This is a genomic window from Nocardia sp. X0981 (genome assembly GCF_977089955.1).
Genome location: NZ_OZ372435.1, coordinates 1,056,346 through 1,072,417 on the forward strand (window position 1 = coordinate 1,056,346; position 16,072 = coordinate 1,072,417).

13 protein-coding genes are annotated in these 16,072 nt (G+C 67.7%); 6 read left to right on the top strand and 7 right to left on the bottom strand.

All coding sequences use genetic code 11. The annotated features are described in order from the left end of the window. Positions 1-125: 125 nt before the first annotated feature. From ACYR7D_RS04605 to clpB, 3 genes are all read right to left on the bottom strand, one after another. A complete protein-coding gene (locus ACYR7D_RS04605; RefSeq protein ID WP_459550018.1) occupies positions 126-1,127 on the bottom strand; it encodes a hypothetical protein in 1,002 nt (333 codons plus the stop codon). 74 nt (positions 1,128-1,201) lie between these two features. Beyond that, a complete protein-coding gene (locus ACYR7D_RS04610; protein WP_459548382.1) occupies positions 1,202-1,969 on the bottom strand; it encodes a DUF5666 domain-containing protein in 768 nt (255 codons plus the stop codon). A 137-nt stretch (positions 1,970-2,106) separates the two neighbouring features. Further along, complete coding sequence (gene clpB / locus ACYR7D_RS04615; RefSeq protein WP_459548383.1) at positions 2,107-4,713, bottom strand: ATP-dependent chaperone ClpB; 2,607 nt, start codon at positions 4,711-4,713, stop codon at positions 2,107-2,109. 333 nt (positions 4,714-5,046) lie between these two features. Here clpB and ACYR7D_RS04620 point away from each other — a divergent pair, with 333 nt between their 5' ends. The 4 genes from ACYR7D_RS04620 (at position 5,047) to ACYR7D_RS04635 (ending at position 8,329) form a co-directional block, all read left to right on the top strand. Further along, a complete protein-coding gene (locus tag ACYR7D_RS04620) occupies positions 5,047-6,204 on the top strand; it encodes a globin domain-containing protein (RefSeq protein ID WP_459548384.1) in 1,158 nt (385 codons plus the stop codon). 67 nt (positions 6,205-6,271) lie between these two features. Beyond that, on the top strand, positions 6,272-7,054 hold the full coding sequence (locus ACYR7D_RS04625) for an FAD-binding oxidoreductase (RefSeq protein ID WP_459548385.1): 783 nt from the start codon (positions 6,272-6,274) through the stop codon (positions 7,052-7,054). 237 nt (positions 7,055-7,291) lie between these two features. Beyond that, entirely contained in the window at positions 7,292-7,441 is a 150-nt protein-coding gene (locus ACYR7D_RS04630) for a hypothetical protein (RefSeq protein ID WP_459548386.1), read from the top strand. 237 nt (positions 7,442-7,678) lie between these two features. After that, positions 7,679-8,329 (top strand): helix-turn-helix transcriptional regulator, encoded by a 651-nt coding sequence (locus tag ACYR7D_RS04635; RefSeq protein ID WP_459548387.1) that lies wholly within the window; start codon positions 7,679-7,681, stop codon positions 8,327-8,329. Between the two features lie 146 nt (positions 8,330-8,475). On the opposite strand, the gene ACYR7D_RS04640 is transcribed toward ACYR7D_RS04635, so the two are convergent. From ACYR7D_RS04640 to dnaK, 4 genes are all read right to left on the bottom strand, one after another. Then, positions 8,476-8,901: a heat shock protein transcriptional repressor HspR gene (locus ACYR7D_RS04640; protein ID WP_459548388.1), complete on the bottom strand. Its 426-nt coding sequence runs from the start codon at positions 8,899-8,901 to the stop codon at positions 8,476-8,478. Further along, positions 8,901-10,061: a molecular chaperone DnaJ gene (gene dnaJ / locus ACYR7D_RS04645; RefSeq protein ID WP_459548389.1), complete on the bottom strand. Its 1,161-nt coding sequence runs from the start codon at positions 10,059-10,061 to the stop codon at positions 8,901-8,903. Before dnaJ ends, ACYR7D_RS04640 begins: the two co-directional genes overlap by 1 nt. A 93-nt stretch (positions 10,062-10,154) precedes the next feature. Then, entirely contained in the window at positions 10,155-10,886 is a 732-nt protein-coding gene (gene grpE, locus ACYR7D_RS04650) for a nucleotide exchange factor GrpE (RefSeq protein WP_459548390.1), read from the bottom strand. Continuing rightward, the gene (gene dnaK, locus ACYR7D_RS04655) at positions 10,883-12,733 is read right to left on the bottom strand and encodes a molecular chaperone DnaK (RefSeq protein WP_459548391.1); all 1,851 of its coding nucleotides are present in this window, start codon (positions 12,731-12,733) and stop codon (positions 10,883-10,885) included. The genes grpE and dnaK overlap by 4 nt, the downstream gene beginning before the upstream one ends. Positions 12,734-13,224: 491 nt before the next feature. On the opposite strand from dnaK, the gene ACYR7D_RS04660 reads away from it, so the two are divergent. After that, positions 13,225-14,556, top strand: a complete 1,332-nt coding sequence (locus ACYR7D_RS04660; protein WP_459548392.1) for a hypothetical protein — start codon at positions 13,225-13,227, stop codon at positions 14,554-14,556. Between the two features lie 145 nt (positions 14,557-14,701). Further along, positions 14,702-16,057: a S1 family peptidase gene (locus tag ACYR7D_RS04665; protein ID WP_459548393.1), complete on the top strand. Its 1,356-nt coding sequence runs from the start codon at positions 14,702-14,704 to the stop codon at positions 16,055-16,057. Positions 16,058-16,072 lie beyond the last annotated feature (15 nt).

Consider the following 16,072-nt stretch of genomic DNA (forward strand, 5'->3'; position numbering starts at 1 on the left):
GTCCTTCCGCCTGCGTGGGCGAGTTCGCGGCAGTATTGTCCCGGCGCACTCGGCGGCGCCCTGCGAGCAGAATACGGGGGCACGCCACGAGGAGTTGTCGCAGGTAGGGCGGAGTCGATCCCGAACTACTGCGGCACCGGCCCCTGGTAGGGCCGGAACCCCGGATGGAAGGGCCCACCGGGCGGACGCGGGGAATTCTCGTCGTCCGCGGTGTCACGACGCGGCGGGCCACCCGGCCGCTCCGGCGCACCGGGACGGCTCCCCGACCGGGTGTCGGGGACCACGGCCAGGCTCGGACGGCGCGGCGGGATACCGTCGCCGGGCCCGGCTACCCGATCGTCCGGTTCGCCGCGGTCTTTTGGATCACCCTGCCGATAGCGGACATGGGGGCCCGGCCGGTCGTACGGTTCATCCGGATCTTCGTCGTAATCGTCGTAGTCGGGGTCGGCGTCGTCCTCGTCGTAATCCGCCGGGCGGCCCCGGGGCCGCGACCGGACCGGACCCTCGTGCTCCTCGGGCCGGGGCTCGGTGACCGGCGGCAGGACGTGCAGCAGACCCGACAGCCGCAGCACGGCGTCGATACCGGTCTCCCAGTCCTTGGCGGCGGTACCGACGGGGAGCATGCCCAGGGTCCAATTACCCTCGCTCCACAGCATCTGCACCGTATCGGCCAGCGATTCGATGAAAGCGACCATCCGCTGATCCACCGCGTGGCGTGCGATTTCGGGGTTGGTCGCGAAAACGACGCGGTCACCGATCGCGCCGAGGAGTTCCAGATCGGCGTCCTTCGGCGGATTCATGGTCTTGAGCCGCATATCGACGTCGATATCCGAGCCGATCTGGCGGCGCACCGCCACCAGGGTCGCGGAATCCTCGAGATCCAGCAGGACGAACTTCTCGCCCTTGCGGATACCGGTCACCACATCGACCGCGGTCAGGTACCCGAGCTTGGCCAGCGCGCCGCGCCGCCAAGTCGAAGCGAGCGCCGGCTCCACCGACACGTAGGTGTATCCCTGGGCCTTGGCCCACACCTGGCGCGCATGACCGGTCCGCTGTCGCTGGCGCCGGTCGAAGTACAGCAGCACGATGGCACCCGCGAGGGTGATCGCCGCCAGCCCGAACCACATTGCCGTCATCGTCGCCTAGCCTATCGACCCGCCCGGCGTAATGCCGGGCACCCACACTGCGCGCCGCACTTTTCTCATCGCCCGCCCCCTTCGAGGGCGGTACTGATAATGACATCGGCCTGGATGGAGCCGTCCGGGCTCTTCTGTCCCTGCACGATAACCAGATCCCCGGCGGGCAGATCGTCCACCGTGGTCCCGGCCAGCGAGATCACCTGCGTATCCGGGGTGGTGTGCACGGTCACCTCGCTTCCCCCGAGCGTACTCAATACCAGCGTCCCACCGGAGTTCGAGCTGATGGTGCCCATGGCGGTGCCGTCCGCCTCCGCGTCACCGGAGTCGGGCATATCGGGGAGGCCGGGCAGGCTGGGCAGCGCCGGGCCCGATTCCTCCGGATCCGCCGGGATTTCCCGGCCGAAGGTCCGGCTGGTGGTGGTATCGCTCGCCGAGGGCTCGGAACCGCCTCCGGAGAACAACCCCACCGCGACCCCCGCCAGGCCGATCAGGACGATCGCGGCCACGGCGACCCCCACCCACATACCGGTCGGCCGTGGCGGCCGCGGCGGTTCGGGCGGTGGGCCCCCCGGTGGCGGACCGCCCGGCGGGCCGTACTGCCCGTAACCGCCCCATCGGCTGTCGTAGGCCGGCATCTCGCGGGTGGGGTAGGGCCCGGGACCCCAGCCACCGTAGGGATCGTTACCCGGATAAGCCGTCGTCTGCTCCGGGTACCCCGCCGGACCGTAGCCGCCGGTCAGCTTCTCGGTCGGCGATTCGCCCGGCTGACCCAGGTGCTGCGTCGGATCGTCGTCCGGCCGCCTCGCCCAGGGATCGTTCGGGTTGGTCATGCCACCCAGACTAGGCCGAAGAGGTCCCGGGTGAGGTGACCTCACCCGGGACCGTCGCGCAGCTCGGCGGTAAAGACGAGGTCAGCACCGCGATGGTGGGACACGGACAGCGCCCGCGACCGAGTCGGCCGGGCCGGTCAGTCCGGCAGTCCCCGGCCGCCCGCGGCGACGGGGGTCGCGCCGACTTCCCGGCGGCCCACGGTCAGCCGGTCACCGTCCGGAGTGACACCCACCTCGACTGTGTCCCCATCGGTGACCCGCCCGGCCAGCAGCTCCTTGGCGAGCCTGTCCCCGATCGACTGCTGGATGAGGCGGCGCAGCGGCCGGGCGCCGTACACCGGGTCGTAGCCGCGTACCGCCAGCCAGAACCGGGCCGAATCGCTCACCTCGAGGGTGAGGCGCCGTTGCGCGAGCCGCCGCTGCAGCTGGTCGAGCTGGATATCCACCACGTGCGCGAGCTGGTCCTCGTCGAGGGCGTCGAACATGACCACATCGTCGAGCCGGTTCAGGAACTCCGGTTTGAACGCCGCGCGCACCGCGTTCATCACGAACTCCGGATCACCGCCGGCGCCCAGGTTCGAGGTGAGGATGAGGATGGTGTTGCGGAAGTCCACCGTCCGGCCCTGGCCGTCGGTGAGCCGGCCTTCGTCGAGCACCGCGAGCAGGATGTCGAAGACGTCGGGATGCGCCTTTTCGATCTCGTCGAAGAGCACGACCGTATAGGGCCGGCGGCGCACGGCCTCGGTGAGCTGTCCGCCCTGGTCGTAGCCGATATATCCGGGCGGGGCGCCGACCAGGCGGGCCACCGCGTGCTTCTCGCTGTATTCGCTCATATCGATACGGACCATCGCCCGCTCGTCGTCGAACAGGAAATCCGCCAGCGCCTTGGCGAGCTCGGTCTTACCCACACCGGTGGGGCCGACGAACAGGAACGACCCGGTGGGCCGGTTCGGGTCGGCGACACCGGCCCGGGCGCGGCGTACCGCATCCGATACCGCCTGCACCGCGGCGTGTTGTCCGACCACCCGGCGGCCCAGTTCCGATTCCATCCGCAGCAGTTTCTCGGTCTCCCCTTCGAGCAGCCGGCCCACCGGGATACCCGTCCACGCCGAGACCACCTCGGCGATATCGTCGGGCCCGACCTCTTCCTTGAGCATGACCTCGCCGTCGGACGCCGCGCCGGACGCCTTCTCGGCCTCCGCGAGCTGCTTCTCCAGAGCCGGGATCCGCCCGTAGCGCAGTTCGGCGGCCTTGCCCAGATCGCCGTCGCGTTCGGCGCGTTCGGACTCTCCGCGCAGCGCCTCGAGTTGCTCCTTGAGCACCCGGACCTGGTCGATGGCGGTTTTCTCGTTCTGCCAGCGGGTGGTGAGCTGATTGAGCTTCTCCCGGCCGTCGGCGAGTTCGGCGCGCAGTTTCTCCAGCCGCTGTTTGGACGCTTCGTCGGTCTCCTTGGTGAGTGCGACCTCCTCGATCTCGAGCCGGCGCACCGCGCGTTCGACCTCGTCGATCTCCACCGGCCGCGAGTCGATCTCCATCCGCAGTCGCGAGGCGGATTCGTCGACCAGGTCGATGGCCTTGTCCGGTAGGAAACGGGAGGTGATGTAGCGGTCGGACAGCGCGGCCGCCGCGACCAGCGCGGAGTCGGTGATCCGCACGCCGTGGTGTACCTCGTAGCGCTCCTTGATCCCGCGCAGGATGCCCACCGTATCCTCCACCGAGGGCTCACCGACCAGGACCTGCTGGAAGCGGCGCTCCAGGGCCGCGTCCTTCTCGATGTGCTGCCGGTACTCCTCCAGTGTGGTCGCGCCGACGAGCCGCAGTTCGCCGCGTGCCAGCATCGGTTTGATCATGTTTCCGGCATCCATCGCCGATTCGCCGGTCGCGCCGGCGCCCACGATGGTGTGCAGTTCGTCGATGAAGGTGATGATCTGCCCGGCACTGGATTTGATCTCCTCGAGCACGGCCTTGAGCCGCTCCTCGAATTCGCCGCGGTACTTCGCCCCGGCGACCATGGCGCCCAGATCGAGCGAGATGACGGATTTACCGCGCAGCGATTCCGGGACGTCGCCCGCGACGATGCGCTGTGCCAGACCTTCCACGATCGCGGTCTTGCCGACGCCGGGCTCGCCGATGAGTACCGGATTGTTCTTGGTGCGCCGCGACAGCACCTGCACCACCCGGCGGATCTCGGTATCGCGGCCGATCACCGGGTCCAGTTCGCCGGCGCGCGCCGCGTCGGTGAGATCGGTGGAGTACTTCTCCAGCGCCTGATAGCTGCCCTCGGGGTCCGGGCTGCTGACCCTGGCGTTACCGCGCACGGCGGTGAACGCCTCCCGTAGGGCGGCGGCGGTGGCGCCGTACTTCTCCAGCAGCATGGTCACATCGCTGTCCCCGGCCGCCAGACCGGCCATCACATGCTCGGTGGATACGTATTCGTCGCCGAGTTCGGTGGCCAGATGCTGGGCCGCGGTGATCGCGGCGAGCGCTTCGCGACCGAGTTGCGGGGCGGTGGTGGCGCCGGTGGCCCGCGGAAGCCGGTCCACGAGATCCTGCGCCTCGCGCCGGACAGTAGCCGGATCGGTGCCCACCGCCTTCAGAAGCGGCCCGGCGATACCGTCGGTCTGATCCAGCAGCGCCACCAGCAGATGGGCCGGGCGGATCTCGGGATTACCGGCGGCCGAGGCGGATTGCAACGCGGCGGTCAGCGCGGCCTGGGTCTTGGTGGTGGGGTTGAACGAGTCCACGAAGCACCTTCCTGCTAGTCGATATATCCTCCGGCAGCCGCACCGATCGATGACTCGTGCCGTTCTGACCGGTTCAACGTTTCAAAGGTTGAGTCTGTTCCGCTCAAGTTTGAGAATTTTGCCGAACCTCGGCTCCGTCCCGATTGCCACAAAAGCGCTGGGCCGCAGGGCGCAGCGAGGCGGCGATACCCCCTGACAAGATCAGTTAAACCCTCTCGCACGTATCTCACACACACCATCCTCACAATTTTCGGGGATACTGGTCCAGGGCAGGACGGCCGGTAACGGTTACGTCCCTTCAGGGCAGATTTCAGGGAAAGGAAGCTCCACGCCGTGGATGCGCGTTCGGCAGCGCTGGTCCGCGCCAATTTCCAGTCGGTGCTCGACGCACCGAGTGGACCCGAGCGGTTGATCAGCGCCTTCTATGGTCATCTGTTCGCGGAGAACCCACGGCTGCGGGAACTGTTCCCGCCGGCCATGGATATGCAGGCCAAACGGCTGGTCACCGCGATCCAGTACATGCTCGATCACCTCGAGGACTGGGACCGTGCCCAGAAGTTCCTCGAACAGCTGGCGCGGGATCACCGTAAATACGGTGTGGAAGCCGCACACTACGATCAGGCCGGGCCCGCCCTCTATGCCGCCTTCCAGACCTACAACGGCCCGTACTGGACCCGGGAACTCGCCGAAGGATGGCGTGATGTGTGCCTGCTCATTTCCGCGGCCATGGCGATAGGCGCCAACTCCGACGATTCGCCGCCCTACTGGGAGGCCACCGTGGTCGGGCACCGGCACGTCCTCGACGACCTCGCCATCGTCCGGTTGCAATCCGACGACCCCATTCCCTACCTGGCCGGCCAGTACGTGCCCGTATCGGTCCCGCAGCGACCACGTATGTGGCGCTATCTCTCGCCCGCCATCCCGTCGAACCCTTACGGGGAGATCGAATTCCACGTACGCAAGGTGCGCGGCGGCTGGGTGAGTCCCTCGATCGTCAACGAGACGAAGGTCGGCGACCGCTGGCTCATCGGCGGCCCCCTGGGCGGCCTGCAGGTGGACCAGGACAGCGGCCGCGATGTGCTCATGATCGGCTCCGGCACCGGGGTGGCGCCGTTACGCGCTCAACTCATCGAAATGGGCCGGCGCGGAATCAACCCGCGGGTGCACTTCTTCATCGGCGGTGTCTACCCCTGCGACCTGTACGACGTGGAGAACATGTGGCAGCTCTCGCAGAGCAATCCCTGGCTCACCGTCGTGCCGGTCTGCGAGCACAAGACCAACCCGTGGTGGTACCCGCACCCCACCGAGGACGCCCCCTACGGCATGCACCGGCGTCTCGTCGGTAACCTCGGCGCCGTCGTCGCCAGCTTCGGCGCATGGGAGGATCGGCAGATCCAGATCGCCGGCTCGGCGAAGATGATCGCCGATACCCGGCGCGCGCTGCTGGCGGTCGGTACCCCGGAGGGAATCATCAGCACCGATCCGGTGTGATCGGACGTCCGCACCGTATCGGGCACCGGGCGGCAACCGCCCGGCCCGGCCTGTCAGTGGGAGAGCTATGACCAACGACCCGCGCGTACCCCCCGGCCGTTCACCCCAGCAGTCGCACTGGCTGGCGAATGTCGTCGAACATCACCGGCTACGCCACGATCTGGCGGTGATCCGGCTCATCGGCGAATACGTACCGTTCACGGCGGGGCAGTCCCTCGAGGTCGAGGTTCCGCAGTTCCCCGGTATCCGCCGCCGGTTCTCACCGGCCCTACCGCCCTCGCTGGACGGGAAACTCGAATTCCATGTGCGCACGGTGGCGGGCGGCTGGTGCAGCGGCGGAATCGTCGCCGACACCAGAATCGGTGATCAATGGAAACTCGCCGAGCCCTTGGGCACGTTCACCGTCGACCCCGAAGGGGAGGAGGTGGTGATGATCGCCGGCGGTACCGGCCTCGCCCCGTTGCGCAGCCAGATACTCGAACTGGCCCGGCGGGAGAACCCCCCGACCACCTATCTCTTCTTCGGCGGTTTCTCGCCGCGTGATCTCTACGCCGCCGATATGCTCGTCCTGCTGGCCGCCGACCTGCCGTGGCTCACGGTGGTACCGGTCGTGGAGCGGCTCGAGGATCCGTCCTGGCCCGATCAATGGCACGAAAGCCACCGGGTGGACATAGGTTTCGACGAGGACGATCTGATCCAGGGCACGCTCGCCGAGGTGGTCGGCTCCTATGGATCGTTCGACCGGCACCAGGTGCTGGTCTGCGGTTCCCCCGCGATGACCCGCTCGACGGTGGAACGGCTGCTCGATGCGGGCACTCCGGCCGAACGAATCCAGTTCGAGGGCGCCTGAGCCTCCGGGACACCTGCGATGCCGGGCCGGCACAGCTCGACACCGCGGGTATGGTTATCGGCCGGGAACCCGTCACGGATTCCGCCGCGGCCGGCCGGCGGAGGATCGGCATGTGGCGCCGGCAGGTCTTCGGCCGCCGGAGCGAAGGACCGCCGGGCAGTGATCGCCGCCCTCTTCCGGAGGCCGGCACATCATGTTGTTCCAGGATGTGATCGAAGGCCAACGGGCATAGACCTCATGGGTGTCCACTATTACGTCGGCTCGGGCTACTACGCGCATATGTTCGCCGTCCAGATGGTCCAGATGCGGTACGAAGACCGCCTCCGCGCGTTCGAGCGCGATCTGCCCGAGCAGACGATCTATCCGGCTGTGTGTGGCGGCAGATAGTACGAGGGTTCCGCACAGGAAGTAACCGAGTCGTTCGGCCAGGCAGCGCATACGGCGTTCGTCCCAGTGTTGCCGGGCTCCTGACAAGTCGGTGCGCAAATAGGCGATGGCAGGTGCTTTTTCCATGACCTTCCCCATAAAGAAGGACCAACTAGTCCTGATCGAGCACGAAACTTGCCCAATGATAGGACTATTGAGTCCACTTGGCGTTCTCTTCGGGCATGGAGAAGATGAGATATGAGCAAGACCTCTGACGTGATCCGTGTGCGGCGAAGCCAACTCCGGCTGTCACAGGACCGGCTCGCCGAGCTCGTGGGCGTCACTCCACGCCAGATCGGTCGCTACGAGTCCGGCGGGCAGTCTCCCAGCCTCGCGGTCAGCGTCCGGCTGGCCGCCGCGTTACAGGTTTCCTTGGCCGAACTGGCCGGCGCGGAGGCAGCCGGTACCGACTTGTCGGGCGAGTGGTGGACGGCATGGCAGACAGGGCACAGCGACGACGACGTGAGCACTCATCCGATGGCCATAGCGCAGGACAAGGAACTGCTCCAACTAGCGGATGGAGACCGCGCCCATCCGGTCGCCGACGGGTTGTACGCGTGGCGCGGAGAACTACGACTATGGGACGGCGACGTCCTGCTGGGGTGGTACCGGACCTCGGGTGGGAATATTCGCCACATAGGGACGCTCTACTTCGCCCTTCACCCTGATGGTTCGCACATGATCGGCTCCTGGACCGGTCTGCGGCCGACCGGTCCGCTGGCCCGGGGCTGGAGTGCTCTGGCACGCGATGAGCACTCGGCGACCCGGTTGGTGAGGTCGCTGATCGACACGAACGGGCGATTACCGGCCTGGCCCGACGGGTCCACCGCCCAGTCGTGTCGAACATGACCGCGACAGCGGAGGGCGGCAAGGCGAAGACCTCCCACCCGGACCGGCTGCGCGGCCTCGTCCGGTGGGGATCCACCGGCCCGACGCCGGATCGCGGCGGCGGATGCCCCGATGGGCCGGCCCGCGGCAGGCCGTGACTCGGGGCCCTAGCGACGCCGGTTACGTGGCTGCCAGACCACCAGCGCGGTATTGCGCTGGGGTGGAATGAGTTCCGGCCGGTAATCCGGACGGGCCCGTTCCCGCTCGAGTTCCGCGGTCAGTTCCACCACCCGCTGCTGGAGTTCGGTGACCTGGTTGGTGAGTTCGATGATCCGTTTGATGCCGGCCAGGTTGACGCCCTCGTCCTGGGACAGCCGCTGCACCTCGCGCAGCAGCTCGACATCCCGTACCGAATAGCGCCGGCCGCCGCCCGAAGTACGCTGCGGCGTAACCAGGCCCAGCCGGTCGTAGGTGCGCAATGTCTGCGCGTGCATACCGGCCAGCTGGGCGGCTACCGAGATCACGAAGTACTCGGTACTCGACGCACGGCGCGCCGAACCACCCTCGGGTGTTCGTTTCGGATCAGTGGACATCACGCACCTGCCCATCCAGCTCTCGGATCGAACCCGCTGGCCTTCTCCGCCTCCTGCAGCGCGCGCACCGCCGCGACGGCATCGTCGTCCAGCTTCGGTGGCACGGCGACCTTCACGGTGACCAGCAGATCACCGGCTCCGCCACCACGTTTGGGCACTCCGCGGCCACGCACCCGCAGGATGCGGCCGTCCGCGGTACCCGGCGGCACTTTCACGCCGACCCGGCCCTGCAGAGTGGGCACCGATACGGTCGTGCCGAGCACCAATTCACTGTAACTGACCGGTAGTACCAGGGTCAGGTCGTCGCCGGTCCGGCCGAAGACCTTGTCCTGGCTCACGTGCACCGTCACGAACAGGTCGCCCGAGGGGGCTCCCCGCAGCCCGGCCTCCCCTTGACCGGCCAGCCGGATACGCTGCCCGTCGGCGATTCCGGGCGGGATCCGCACATTGATGGTGCGAGTGCGGTTCTGGATACCGCTACCGCGGCAGTCCACGCACGGATCGTCGATGATCGACCCGGTGCCCCGGCAGTCGTCGCACGGTTCGCTGAAACCGAACGCGCCCTGATTCCGGCTCACCGCTCCACTGCCGTTGCAGACCGGGCACACCCGCGGGCTGGTACCCGGTTTGGCGCCGCTGCCGTGGCAGGTGGTGCACGGCGACGGGCTCGTCAGGTGCAGGGGCACGGTGACGCCCTTGGCCGCCTCACGGAACCCGAGGGTGGTCTCCGCCTCCACATCCGACCCCCGGCGGGGCCGGCTGGTGGTGCGGCCACCGCCACGGTTGAACAGGCCGCCGAGCAGATCACCCAGACCACCGTCGGCGGTACCGGCCTGGCCGAAGATATCGCCCAGGTCGAAACTCTGCGAGAACCCACCACCGGCGCCGGGTGTGAAACCGCCGGGCCGACCGTACCCGCCGCCTGCGAACAGGCGGCGGGTCTCGTCGTATTCGGCCCGTTTGGCCGGGTCCGAGAGCACCGTATGGGCCTCGCTGACCGCCTTGAACCGTTCTTCGGCCTTGGGGTCACCCGGGTTGGCGTCCGGATGGAGATCGCGGGCGAGTTTGCGGTACGCCTTTTTGATCTCCTCCGTGGAGGCGTTGGAGGAGACACCCAGCTCCTTGTAGAAGTCCTTTTCGATCCACTCCCGCTGGCTCACCGGGCATCTCCTCCTTTCGATATCGTCATGCGGCGCGCCCGGGTGTTTCCGCGGTCGCCCCGCACCACCGCCTCCCTCGCATACGCGAAAACGCTAATCGTCCGAGCCGGCATCAGCATCCGATGCCTCCGCTCCCGCGGGTTCCGCGGCGGCGGTTTCCGGGTTCGCCGCGGCGTCCGCCGCGAGACCACCCACGCCGTCGGTGACTCCGACCAGCGCATGCCGCAGCACCCGCTCGCCGAAGCGGTACCCCTTACGCATCACCACGCCGATCACCGGGTCGTGCCCGGAACCTTCGTGCTGAACCGCCTCGTGCAGATTCGGATCGAAGGCTTCGCCCTCGGCCCCGAACTCTTCGAGACCCTGTTTCCGTAGGGCCCCGATCAGCTTGTCGGCTACCGAGCGCAACGGCCCGGATTCCAGATCGCCGTGCGCCTTGGCGCGGTCCAGATCGTCGAGCACACCCAGGAGCTCGGTGACCACCGACGCCTTGGCGGTGTCGATCGCGGCCTTGCGGTCGCGTTCGACGCGACGCCGGTAGTTGGTGTACTCGGCCGTCAGGCGCTGCAGATCGGCGGTACGTTCGGCGAGTTCGTCCACCGGTTCGGCCTGGACTCCGGCCGGCGCCGCATCGGCACCGTCCCCGTCCTGACCCGCCTGTGGCGCCTGCGGGGCGATGGGTTCGCCCGCACCGGGCTCGGCCGGGGCGGCGCCGTCGGCCGCCCCGCCCTGCTCCCGGACCTCACCGGTCTCCGGATCGATCTTGCGCTTGTCTACGAAGCTGATCGGTTCCTCGTGATTACCTGCGTTGTCCGCGTTTGTCACTTCTTCTCCGTGTCGACCGGCTCGTCCACGACTTCGGCATCGACCACCTGGTCGTCGCCGGCGGCCGCACCCGCGGCTCCGTTACCGGAGGCCGCGCCGTCCGCCGCCTGGGACTCGTAGATTGCCTGGCCCAGCGCCTGCGACTCGGTGGCCAGCTTCTCCACGGCGGCCTTCACCGCGGCGATATCGGTGCCCTTCAGCGCCTCCTTGGCCTCGGCCACGGCGGCCTCGACCTTGGACTTCACGTCCGCCGGCACCTTGTCCTCGTTGTCCGCGATGAACTTCTCGGTCTGGTGCACCAGCGATTCGGCCTGGTTGCGGGTCTCCGCCTCCTCGCGACGTGCCTTGTCTTCGGCGGCGTGCGCCTCGGCATCCTTGATCATCCGGTCGATCTCTTCCTTGGACAGGCCCGAGCCGTCCTGGATCTTGATCGTGTTCTCCTTACCGGTGCCCTTGTCCTTCGCCGTCACGTGCACGATGCCGTTGGCGTCGATATCGAAGGTGACCTCGATCTGCGGCACACCGCGCGGGGCCGGCGGGATACCGGTCAGCTCGAAGGAACCGAGCAGTTTGTTGTGCGCGGCGATCTCCCGCTCACCCTGGAAGACCTGGATCTGCACCGACGGCTGGTTATCGTTGGCCGTGGTGAAGGTCTCCGAGCGCTTGGTCGGGATGGTGGTGTTGCGCTCGATGAGGTTGGTCATCACGCCACCCTTGGTCTCGATACCCAGCGACAGCGGGGTCACATCGAGCAGCAGGACGTCCTTGACCTCACCCTTGAGCACGCCCGCCTGCAGCGCGGCGCCGACGGCGACGACCTCGTCCGGGTTGACGCCCTTGTTGGGTTCCTTACCACCGGTGAGTTCGCGGACCAGATCGGTTACCGCGGGCATACGGGTGGAACCACCCACCAGCACGACGTGGTCGATATCGGAGACCTTGATACCGGCATCCTTGACCACGGACTGGAACGGCGCACGGGTGCGGTCCAGCAGGTCCGAGGTGATCTTCTGGAATTCGGCGCGGGAGAGCTGCTCGTCGAGGAAGAGCGGGTTCTTGTCGGCGTCGACGGTGATGTAGGGCAGGTTGATCGAGGTGCTCTGCGAGGAGCTCAGCTCGATCTTGGCCTTCTCCGCGGCTTCACGCAGCCGCTGCATGGCCATCTTGTCCTTGGTCAGGTCGATGCCCGAGCTGTTCTTGAACTTCTCCACCAGCCAGTCCACGACCCGCTGATCCCAGTCGTCACCACCGAGGTGGTTGTCACCGGAGGTGGCGCGGACCTCGACGACACCCTCGCCGATTTCCAGCAGCGAGACGTCGAAGGTGCCGCCACCGAGGTCGAAGACCAGGATGGTCTGTTCCTTGTCGCCCTTGTCCAGGCCGTAGGCCAGGGCGGCCGCGGTGGGCTCGTTGACGATGCGCAGCACGTTCAGGCCCGCGATCTGCCCGGCCTCCTTGGTGGCCTGGCGCTGGGCGTCCTCGAAGTAGGCGGGGACGGTGATGACCGCGTCGGTGATCTCCTCGCCGAGGTAGGCCTCCGCATCCCGCTTCAGCTTCATCAGCGTACGAGCGCTGATCTCCTGCGAGGTGTACTTCTTGGCGTCGATCTCCACGGTCCAGTCGGTGCCGATATGGCGTTTGACCGAGCGGATCGTACGGTCGACGTTGGTCACGGCCTGGTTCTTGGCCGGCTGCCCGACCAGAACCTCCCCGTTCTTCGCGAACGCGACGACAGAGGGCGTAGTGCGCGAACCCTCGGAGTTGGCCACGACGACCGGCTCACCACCTTCGAGAACGGCGACGACCGAGTTCGTGGTCCCGAGGTCGATTCCGACCGCACGAGCCATTTGTTTCCTCCTCATTTTCGACTGCTTGTGTCTCTGTGGGCTGTACACCCATCACGCCGCGGCCCGGAGGGCGCGGCGCTCGGACCAGCCCCAGGCACGGCATAGAGCACGGTCCCAGCAATACTGAGCGTGGTCGACTCAATCCTGCCCCGGCCGGAGTCGGGTCGTCAAGTCAAACTTGAGCCCACTTCACTCAATATTGTCGATCGGCTCAACCCGGAGTCCTACGGATCTATTCCCGCCCCACACGAAAGGGCGCCCACACCACCCGACCCACACCTACCACGGCAAACCCGCTCGACAGGGGATCATGGCCCGGCGGTACCGCTCGCGGCGCCCCCGCGGACCGTAATGCCCGGATCCCCACCGGCCGGGTATCGGAGTTATTGTCAATGCTCCGCCCATGATGACCCGGTGCCTCGCGCCGGGCCGAGCATGGGCGAACCCGTGTCGTGGTTGCTGGACCAGGAAGTCGAAGCGAGGATCCGAGGATGGCCACTGGGGTGGGCCTGCACATCGCCGAACACGCGTGCACCGCGGCGGTCGTGAGCGATGGCCGGGATCCGCACTTCGTTCTCCGCGAGCCGATCCTGCACATGTCCGAGGAAGGGGACGCGGTACTCGGCGGCGCGGTGCCACCACCCGGACACACCCATACGATCACCGATTTCGTATCCGCCGTCGGTGATCCGGCCGGCGTTGCGGTGGACGAGGGTGAGGCCTACCGGGGCGAGGATCTGCTCGCCACCGCCATGTTCTGCCTGATCGACCTGGCCTCCGAATACCTCGCGGGCCCCGCGGAGTTCTACGCCACCCACCCCGGTGACTGGGGCGGCGAGCAGGTACTCGCCTTGCGCGGCGCGCTCGACTATCTCGGCCTGAAATCGGTGGCCCTGATCGGCGAGGACGAGTTCCCCGGCCCGCCCGCCGGCCTCACCCCCACCGAAACCGGCAGGTACTTCGCCGAGGGCGCGGGCCGGGCCGCCCTGGCCGTCGTACTCGACACCCCCGCCGGTGCCACCCCGCCCGACCCCACCACGGCGGAGAACTCCTTCCTCGACACGGTCATCATGCCCAAGCTGCGCGACGGCGACACCCCGGCCAAGGCGTACTCCGCGGTGGTCCCCGCCGTGGACCCGGAGGCCACCTACGGTGGACCGAGCCTCGGCGTACTCGCCGCCGGACTGGGTACGGCCGGCGATTCCCCCGCTGCCTCGGGTACGGTCGCGGCGGTCCCGGCGGACGCACCGTCGTCCGCTCCGGCGGCCACCGCGAAGAAACCGGGCGCCCCCGCCCGGAGACCGGCGGTCGCGGCCCGGCACCGCACCGCTCTGCTGGTGGCCGCCGCCACCGTGGTGGGGTTGGTACTGGGCGGGGCGGGAGTCGCCGCGTTCCTGCGCACCGGCGCCGCCGAACCCGGCCCCCCGCCGCCCGCGGTGACCGAAACCCCCACCCCCGAGCTGCCGCCGGTACCGCCGGAACCGGTCGCGCCACCGCCCACCGAACCGACCTATATTCCCGAACCGACATACGAGCCGGAACCGACCTATCCGGAAGAGCCACCGGCGCCCCCCGAACCTCCGGTCACCATCACCACCACGACCGAGCCACCGGCTACGACCACGGAGCCGCCGGCCACCGGTCTGCCCTCCGGCCCGACCCTGAGCGAGCCGAGCTCGACCGAATCGACCACCGAGCCCCGGACCACCACGCGACGGCCGCCGGGTTTCGAGTTCTTCCCGTTTCCGATGCCTTTCCGCACCGAGGATCCGGACCTTCCAGACACCGGATCGAAGGAAGGTCGTCAAGAAGAAGCCAGATAGCGATCTGTGCCTTAGAGTGTTGCGCTGACCGGTGTTATTCCGGCCACCCCGGCAGCCCGGTTGTAGCTCGAGCAAACCTGTGCGCCAACGGATCCAATCCCGTGGCCATGGATTATCTGGCACCCAGTGCCGACGAAGGGACTTCATGCGCAAGTCGGTGGCGCGTCGCGCCGCGGTCAAGGCTGCCGTTATCGGCTCGACCGTTCTCCTGGCTCCCCTGTTCTGTGCGACTTCCGGTTCGGCCGCACCCGCCCCGGAACAACTCGGTGCCGAGGATCTTCCGGCCGAGCTCGTCGAAGCGCTGTCCCGCGATCTGAACATGACGCCGACGGAATATCTCGACCGTTCCGCGCGTGCCCAGCAGTTGCAGACCTACGCCGCGGAGTTCCGGGCCGAACGTCCCGATGTCTTCGCCGGCGCCTGGATCAACCAGGAGGGCAAACCTGTTGTGGCGGTGACCTCGCCGGACGCTGCCCAGGTGGCCAGCGCCGACGGGTACCAGACCCGGCTGGCGCCGGTCTCGGCCGCCGCCCTGGAAACCTCGCTGACGCAGCTGAACCAATGGGTGGCCGGACAGCCGCGGGATATCTCGCAGATCATCAATTCGATCGCCATCGATTTCCTCAACAGCCAGCTGGTCGTGAATGTCGCCAATACGCCGCTGGCTCATGTGCTCAATCTGCCGACCCTCATCGCCAATATCAAAGTGGTCCTCGAACCGGACGGCGGCGGGCCGGTCGAACGCCGGCCGATGGGCGGAGACACCTATATCAGCGCACCGGGTCCGCTCGACGCCGCCGAATTGCGCACCGTCGATGTCTGCTCGTTCGGTTTCAACAGTGTCGATTCCGCGGGGAACGCACTGAATATCAGTGCGGGGCATTGCAACCCGAACCTCGGCAAAGGCGATGAACGGGCCGCCGTCTACGGGCCCAATGTCCGCAACATCCCGGCCAGTCCGCAGCTCGGCACATTCGTGCGGTCGGAACTGGGCGGCGACAGCGCACTCGATTATTCGGTTATCCAGCTGAACGAGCGGGCGGTCGGCGCCGGAATGGACCAGCCGTCGGTACGCGGGGCCAACGGCACCACCCTGACCATCACCGGCACCGCCGATCCGGTGGTCGGCGCGCCGGTCTGCAAGTCCGGGCAGTCCTCGACGTTCACCTGTGGTTTCGTGGTGGCCGACCGGGTGGAAACCCAGCTGTTCACCACCGAGGGCGAGTCCAAGATCATCCGCGGCTTCGCCAGCACCGCCTGCACCCTCGGCGGCGACAGCGGCGGCGCCATCATCTCCGGCACCCTGGCACTGGGGATCACCAGCGGTTCCAATGCCGCGGACGCGCCCGATTGCGGTAAGGCGAATATCGCCCTGGCCCAGTTCGGCGGTACCGCCACGCTGGGCATTCCCATCCGCACCATCCTGGCTCGCATCGACGCGACCTCCGGTGGCGGCGTCGGCAGCGGCATCACGGTACGAACCAGGCCGAATGCCGGGTGAGCCCGATATAGTCTC

Bases quoted from the DNA above. Each gene is read 5' to 3' on its own strand.
- ACYR7D_RS04605 (WP_459550018.1), bottom strand. From the start codon at position 1,127: ATGTGGTTCGGGCTGGCGGCGATCACCCTCGCGGGTGCCATCGTGCTG.
- ACYR7D_RS04610 (WP_459548382.1), bottom strand. From the start codon at position 1,969: ATGACCAACCCGAACGATCCCTGGGCGAGGCGGCCGGACGACGATCCG.
- ACYR7D_RS04625 (WP_459548385.1), top strand. From the start codon at position 6,272: ATGACCAACGACCCGCGCGTACCCCCCGGCCGTTCACCCCAGCAGTCG.
- ACYR7D_RS04630 (WP_459548386.1), top strand. From the start codon at position 7,292: ATGGGTGTCCACTATTACGTCGGCTCGGGCTACTACGCGCATATGTTC.
- ACYR7D_RS04635 (WP_459548387.1), top strand. From the start codon at position 7,679: ATGAGCAAGACCTCTGACGTGATCCGTGTGCGGCGAAGCCAACTCCGG.
- ACYR7D_RS04640 (WP_459548388.1), bottom strand. From the start codon at position 8,901: ATGTCCACTGATCCGAAACGAACACCCGAGGGTGGTTCGGCGCGCCGT.
- dnaK (WP_459548391.1), bottom strand. From the start codon at position 12,733: ATGGCTCGTGCGGTCGGAATCGACCTCGGGACCACGAACTCGGTCGTC.
- ACYR7D_RS04660 (WP_459548392.1), top strand. From the start codon at position 13,225: ATGGCCACTGGGGTGGGCCTGCACATCGCCGAACACGCGTGCACCGCG.
- ACYR7D_RS04665 (WP_459548393.1), top strand. From the start codon at position 14,702: ATGCGCAAGTCGGTGGCGCGTCGCGCCGCGGTCAAGGCTGCCGTTATC.